Origin of the sequence: Arthrobacter sp. SO3 (genome assembly GCF_020532825.1) — a bacterium.
Classification (GTDB): Bacteria; Actinomycetota; Actinomycetes; order Actinomycetales; family Micrococcaceae; genus Arthrobacter.
The window spans coordinates 1-5483 of record NZ_MQTS01000152.1 but is presented as its reverse complement, the minus strand read 5'-3'; the positions used below and the strand labels follow the sequence as shown (position 1 = coordinate 5483).

At 65.8% G+C, this 5483-nt stretch carries 6 protein-coding genes; all 6 read left to right on the top strand.

Annotation, left to right across the window (positions count from 1 at the left end):
* Nucleotides 1-421: 421 nt before the first annotated feature.
* The 6 genes from BJQ90_RS14200 to BJQ90_RS14175 all read left to right on the top strand — a co-directional run bounded on the left by BJQ90_RS14200 (nucleotide 422) and on the right by BJQ90_RS14175 (nucleotide 5473).
* Nucleotides 422-877 carry a MarR family winged helix-turn-helix transcriptional regulator gene (locus tag BJQ90_RS14200; RefSeq protein WP_226760897.1) on the top strand — a complete coding sequence of 152 codons (456 nt, stop codon included), beginning with the start codon at nucleotides 422-424 and terminating at the stop codon, nucleotides 875-877.
* On the top strand, nucleotides 855-1409 hold the full coding sequence (locus BJQ90_RS14195) for a hypothetical protein (RefSeq protein WP_226760896.1): 555 nt from the start codon (nucleotides 855-857) through the stop codon (nucleotides 1407-1409). Before BJQ90_RS14200 ends, BJQ90_RS14195 begins: the two co-directional genes overlap by 23 nt.
* 260 nt (nucleotides 1410-1669) lie before the next feature.
* Nucleotides 1670-1987: a heavy-metal-associated domain-containing protein gene (locus tag BJQ90_RS14190; RefSeq protein ID WP_226760895.1), complete on the top strand. Its 318-nt coding sequence runs from the start codon at nucleotides 1670-1672 to the stop codon at nucleotides 1985-1987.
* Nucleotides 1988-2060: 73 nt separating this feature from the next.
* Entirely contained in the window at nucleotides 2061-4181 is a 2121-nt protein-coding gene (locus BJQ90_RS14185; protein ID WP_226760894.1) for a copper-translocating P-type ATPase, read from the top strand.
* Between the two features lie 73 nt (nucleotides 4182-4254).
* A complete protein-coding gene (locus tag BJQ90_RS14180; RefSeq protein WP_226760893.1) occupies nucleotides 4255-4722 on the top strand; it encodes a hypothetical protein in 468 nt (155 codons plus the stop codon).
* 139 nt (nucleotides 4723-4861) lie between these two features.
* Nucleotides 4862-5473 (top strand): DUF305 domain-containing protein, encoded by a 612-nt coding sequence (locus BJQ90_RS14175; RefSeq protein WP_226760892.1) that lies wholly within the window; start codon nucleotides 4862-4864, stop codon nucleotides 5471-5473.
* The last annotated feature ends 10 nt before the right edge of the window (nucleotides 5474-5483 follow it).

The following is a 5483-nucleotide window of genomic DNA, read 5'->3' as shown; positions in this document are numbered from 1 at the left end:
TCGGTGTGTGTGGTAACCACCAACCTAAGAGGTCTTCACCCTTTCACCGTGCAACCAACGTCCTGGCCGAGTACAGCTAGGCGGACAGTGCGGGTGGCCCGGTCGTAGACGATGTGTTCGGGCTTCAGCTTCCTGTAACCGGTGGACTTCATAAACGAAATTTATGCGGAGGTGAATGTAGATCGCCGGCGACACCAGCCACCCGACGTTTCAGATGTCGGGACTGCCCCGGTCAGAAGACGTCTGCACTGAATGTCAGAAGTCGCCTGCGCCGGGACCAGTATGGGACCGTGCTGTTAGACAAAACTATGACCCGCGCTTTCAAGGCGGTCTTTCGCTCGATAAGTTGTGGCTGATTGCTTCGATGGCCACTCCGGGTAGATGGTTGTACCATCGAACGAGGTGGTTGTATCATGCAACCATGCGGGAGGATAGCGAGTCGGATGCGGTGGTGCTGCAGGCGCGGATTATCGCTTTCGTGCGCGCGTTTGGGTTGTATCAACCGGACCAAACCCCCTGCGGTCAGCCCTTATCGATTTCCGAGGCCCATGCGGTGACTGAGGTGGACCGTGACGGTCCACTCACTCAGGTCGACCTCGCGGGGCGGCTACGGCTGACGAAGAGTACGGTCAGCCGTCTGGTCGACCAGTTGACAGTCCGCGGCTGGGTGCAGCGCCGCAGACGCGATGGTGACGGACGCCTCGTGTGGCTGGAAGTGACCGACGCTGGACGCCAAGCCGCGGGCGAGCTGGCCGCCGCCCGGGCTGCACGCTTCTCCAGCCTTCTGGAGGCCATCCCGGCCGACCGTCGCCAGACCGTAGTAGACGCCCTGACCCTCCTCGTGGAAGCAGCACATGAACACCCCGACCAGCACTGATAGCAGCCGTCCCCTTCGCCGGAAGGGTCGCCGCTGGTGGCTTGCGGGCGTCGTCGCCGCGTTGGTCCTGGCGGCCGGTGGCATCGGCTATGCCATGGCCACAGGGCATCAGACCGCCAACGGAGAGGCACAGACGATGGTGGCCCACGCCGCCCAGGTCATGCCGTTCGATTTGAACGCAACCACACACACCTTCACGAAAACCCCCGATGGAGGGGTCGAACAGATCGTCGCCAACAGCTCCGGCGACGAGCACAACGTCACCCTGATCCAGCAGCATCTAAGCAGGGAAGCCGACCAATTCGCGCAGGGTAACTACAGCGATCCAGCGGCTATCCACGGGACCGCCATGCCCGGCCTGCAGGAACTGCAAGCCGGCGCGTCCCGGATGCAGAGCCACTACGAGCAGCTACCCACGGGTGCAAAGATCACCTTCAGTTCCAGCGATGCGGTCCTCGTCGCCGCGCTGCATGCGTGGTTCGACGCTCAGACCATGGACCACTCGATGCCGGGCATGGGCGGCGGAAACTAACGGGCAATCATCGGTGATATGCCAGGCGGAGCGCGGACCGGTACCCACACCATCGCTGTGATTTCACCCGGCGCCCCGTGTCGGCGCATCGCATAAGGGGAACATCACGCCCGCCCCTGCTTGTCAGACATACCCCCTAGGGGTATGTTTGGGGTGTTGTCAGTGAAGTGGTTTGTCCAGGCTCCGCGGAATTCGCCGGGCCATCACAGCCGTTCAACCCCAGCACCCCATTACTCCTTCTCGAAAAGGATCCAGCTGACATGTGCGGAACAGACACCCGGACCCAATTTCCCCTCGCCGCGCCGGAGCCGTCCGGCTGCGGCTGTTGCTCGACCGGGGCCCGAACGACACCGCCGCCCGCGGCCGAGGGCTCCGTTTACTCGGTTGAGGGACTCACCTGCGGGCACTGCGTCCAGACCGTCGAAAAGGCCGTCGCCTCCGTGGACGGAGTGGAATCCGCAACTGTGGAGCTCGTCGCCGGGGGCACATCCCGCCTGACGGTCGCCGGGACCGCCGGCGCAGACGCGGTCCGCGACGCTGTGACCGGTGCCGGATACAGCTTCACGCCCGGCCGGTAATCCCGGCGGCGTAACGTGAAGGGAGGGCTCCCAGGGCCGCCCGCTACCGGAACAATTCTTAAGGAGCACAGCAATGGACCACGACCACCACAACGGACCTGCCGCCCGGCAGGCCGCGCCAGGCGCTCCCCCCAGCCTGTCCGCCGTCGCGCACGCACCTGACGCCCATACCCACCGCATGGACGATGAACACACGGTGCACACCCACGGCCAGCACGCCGGCCACAGCGTTGCGATGTTCAAGAACAGGTTCTGGCTCACGCTGGCCCTGTCCGTGCCGGTGGTCTACTTCAGCCCCATGTTCGCGGATCTGCTCGGCTACATGCCCCCGGTTTTCCCCGGCTCGGCCTGGATCCCGCCGGTGCTGGGCACCGTGATCTTCTTCTATGGCGGCCAGCCCTTCCTCAAGGGTGGCCTGGAAGAGCTCAAGAGCAGAAAACCGGCGATGATGCTGCTGATCGCCATGGCCATCAGCGTCGCGTTCATTGCCTCTTGGGTCACGAGCCTCGGGATCGGCGGTTTTGACCTGGACTTCTGGTGGGAGCTGGCCCTGTTGGTGGCGATCATGCTGCTGGGACACTGGATCGAGATGCGCGCCCTCGGCTCGGCACGGGGCGCGCTCGACGCCCTCGCCGCCCTCCTGCCCGACGAAGCGGACCGGATCACCGCCGAGGGTACGGAAACCGTCAAAGTCAGCGACCTCGTGGCAGGGGACACCGTTCTGGTCCGCTCCGGGGCCCGGATGCCCGCCGACGGCATGGTCGTCGACGGCCAGGCCGAATTCGACGAATCGATGATCACCGGCGAATCCAAAACCGTCCTCCGCTCACCCGGGGATAAAGTCATTGCCGGAACGGTCGCCACCGACAACACCGTCCGCGTGCAGGTTACCGCCGTCGGGGATGACACTGCCCTGGCCGGGATCCAGCGGCTGGTCGCCGAGGCGCAGGCCTCCTCGTCCAAGGCCCAGGCCTTGGCCGACCGGGCCGCTGCGTTCCTGTTCTACTTCGCCGCCGGAGCCGGCGTCATCACGTTCATCGTCTGGTCCCTGCTGGGCAGCATCCCGGACGCCGTCACCCGCACCGTCACCGTGCTCGTGATCGCCTGCCCCCATGCCCTGGGCCTGGCCATCCCCCTGGTGATCGCCATCTCCACCGAGCAGGCCGCCAGGGCCGGTGTCCTGATCAAGAACCGCATGGCCCTGGAGCGCATGCGGACCGTCGACGTCGTGCTCTTCGACAAGACCGGGACCCTCACCAAGGGCGAACCCGCACTCAAGGACGTCGCTGCTGCCGAGGGTGTGGACCGGGACGATCTCCTGGCACTGGCTGCAGCCGTCGAAGCGGACAGTGAGCACCCGGTGGCCCGGGCCATCGTCCGTGCCGCACAAAAACAGGGGCTGGCGATTCCGGTGGCTTCCGGATTTTCGTCCATGACCGGCCGCGGTGTCCGCGCCACGGTCGACGGCAGGACCGTCCAGGTCGGCGGCCCGGCTCTACTCAGGGACCTCGACGTGGAAGAACCGCCGGCACTGGGCGCCGCCACCCGGGCGTGGATGGACCGCGGCGCGGCCGTGCTGCACGTCATTGACGGGCAAAGGATCCTGGGGGCTGTGAGCCTCGAGGACGCCGTCCGCACCGAATCCCGCCAGGCCGTGAAGGCCCTGCAGGGCCGTGGAATCAAGGTCGCGATGGTCACCGGTGACGCCCAACAGGTCGCCCGCGCTGTCGCCGAAGAGCTCAACATCGATGAGGTGTTCGCCGAAGTCCTCCCGGCCGATAAGGACAAGAAGGTCGCCGAACTGCAGGCCCGCGGACTCAAGGTCGCCATGGTCGGGGACGGCGTCAACGACTCCCCCGCCCTGGCGAGGGCCGAAGTCGGCATCGCGATCGGCGCCGGCACCGACGTCGCGATGGAATCCGCCGGCGTGGTCCTGGCCGGCAACGATCCCCGGGCCGTCCTGTCGATGCTGGACCTGTCCCGGGCCAGCTACCGGAAAATGTGGCAGAACCTCATCTGGGCCACCGGCTACAACATCATCTCCGTCCCGCTGGCCGCCGGCGTGCTTGCCTTCGCCGGGGTTGTGCTCTCCCCTGCCGCCGGGGCCGTGCTGATGTCCGTCTCCACCATCGTCGTCGCCCTGAACGCCCAGCTCCTGCGCCGGCTGAAACTCAATCCCGCCCAGGTCCGCTGAACCCGGGGCCGCCGGGGCCCGTCCCGGGCCGGTAACCTTGAAGCCAACCAGACCGCACGGAAGGAGGAACACCATGACCGCCACCTCAGCCGGCCGCGCCACGGCGTTTCTCCTCCGGGGTGCCCTTCTCGCGGGATTGCTGGCGATCGTCGCCGGCATTTTGGGCATGCACATCATGACCGGCACGCACGCCATGCCGGCGGCGGCCACCGCTCATGACACCGGGGCACTTCATGCCATGCCGGCGCCCGTGCACCCCGGCCACGCCGCAGACATCGCCAAGATCCAGAGGACCTCCACAGCTCCGGGTATCGCCCACGCATCAGGACCGTCGTGCGCCGATACCGGCGCGTGCACAATGATGTCCGCCATGGGCGGTGACTGCGTCCCTTCTCCCGGGACCACGACACTGGCAGCACCGCCACCGGGCGCCACGGCCCTGACTTCCAGCGGCGGGCCCATCACCGGCGTCCCCGCCATCGGGTACGAATTCATTCCGCGAAGTCCTTCTCCGGGCCAACTTTCGATCAGCCGGACCTAAACGGCCGCGCTGCGCCGTGTCCTGCCCGGCGCGCCCCCGCTTACCCGATACGCACCTGCCGGCTGTTCCGGCCGGTTATGGGCGTGTTATCCGCAGTCGTGCAACAACGACGATTTGATGATTGAAGGACTTGAACTCCATGAAGAAGACTCTGACCATTTCTGCCCTTGGAATTGCCGCCGTTATAGCCCTTGCGGGCTGCGCGGGGACCTCCGGAAGTACACCTGCCAGCTCCATGCCGGGCATGGGCCAAACCGGGATGGGGATGTCCTCGAGCTCAGCCCCGGCAACCTCGGACCACAACGCGGCGGACACCATGTTCACCCAAGGGATGATCCCGCACCACGCCCAGGCCGTGGAGATGAGCGACATGATGCTCAAGAAACAGGGGATGGATGCCCGGATCACCGCTCTCGCGACCAAGATCAAGGCCGCGCAGGCACCCGAAATCGAGCAGATGACGGGCTGGCTCAGGACCTGGAACGAACCGGCCCAGATGGCTTCCGGCCATGGCATGGGCGACGGGATGATGGGCGATGACGATCTGAACAAGCTCGATGCCGCCCAGGGTACTGCAGCGGCCAAGCTTTTCCTGACCGGGATGATCGCCCACCACCAGGGCGCCGTGGCGATGGCCCAGACTGAAATCAGCCAAGGCAAAAACCCCGACGCCATCCAGCTCAGCAAGGCAATCGTGACCTCACAGACAGCCGAAATCAAGGAAATGCAGGACCTGCTGGCCACCCTCTGACCGGTGTCCT

Excerpts from the sequence above, each read along its gene's own strand:
- BJQ90_RS14200 (WP_226760897.1), top strand. The coding sequence starts at position 422 with ATGCGGGAGGATAGCGAGTCGGATGCGGTGGTGCTGCAGGCGCGGATT.
- BJQ90_RS14195 (WP_226760896.1), top strand. The coding sequence starts at position 855 with ATGAACACCCCGACCAGCACTGATAGCAGCCGTCCCCTTCGCCGGAAG.
- BJQ90_RS14190 (WP_226760895.1), top strand. The coding sequence starts at position 1,670 with ATGTGCGGAACAGACACCCGGACCCAATTTCCCCTCGCCGCGCCGGAG.
- BJQ90_RS14185 (WP_226760894.1), top strand. The coding sequence starts at position 2,061 with ATGGACCACGACCACCACAACGGACCTGCCGCCCGGCAGGCCGCGCCA.
- BJQ90_RS14180 (WP_226760893.1), top strand. The coding sequence starts at position 4,255 with ATGACCGCCACCTCAGCCGGCCGCGCCACGGCGTTTCTCCTCCGGGGT.
- BJQ90_RS14175 (WP_226760892.1), top strand. The coding sequence starts at position 4,862 with ATGAAGAAGACTCTGACCATTTCTGCCCTTGGAATTGCCGCCGTTATA.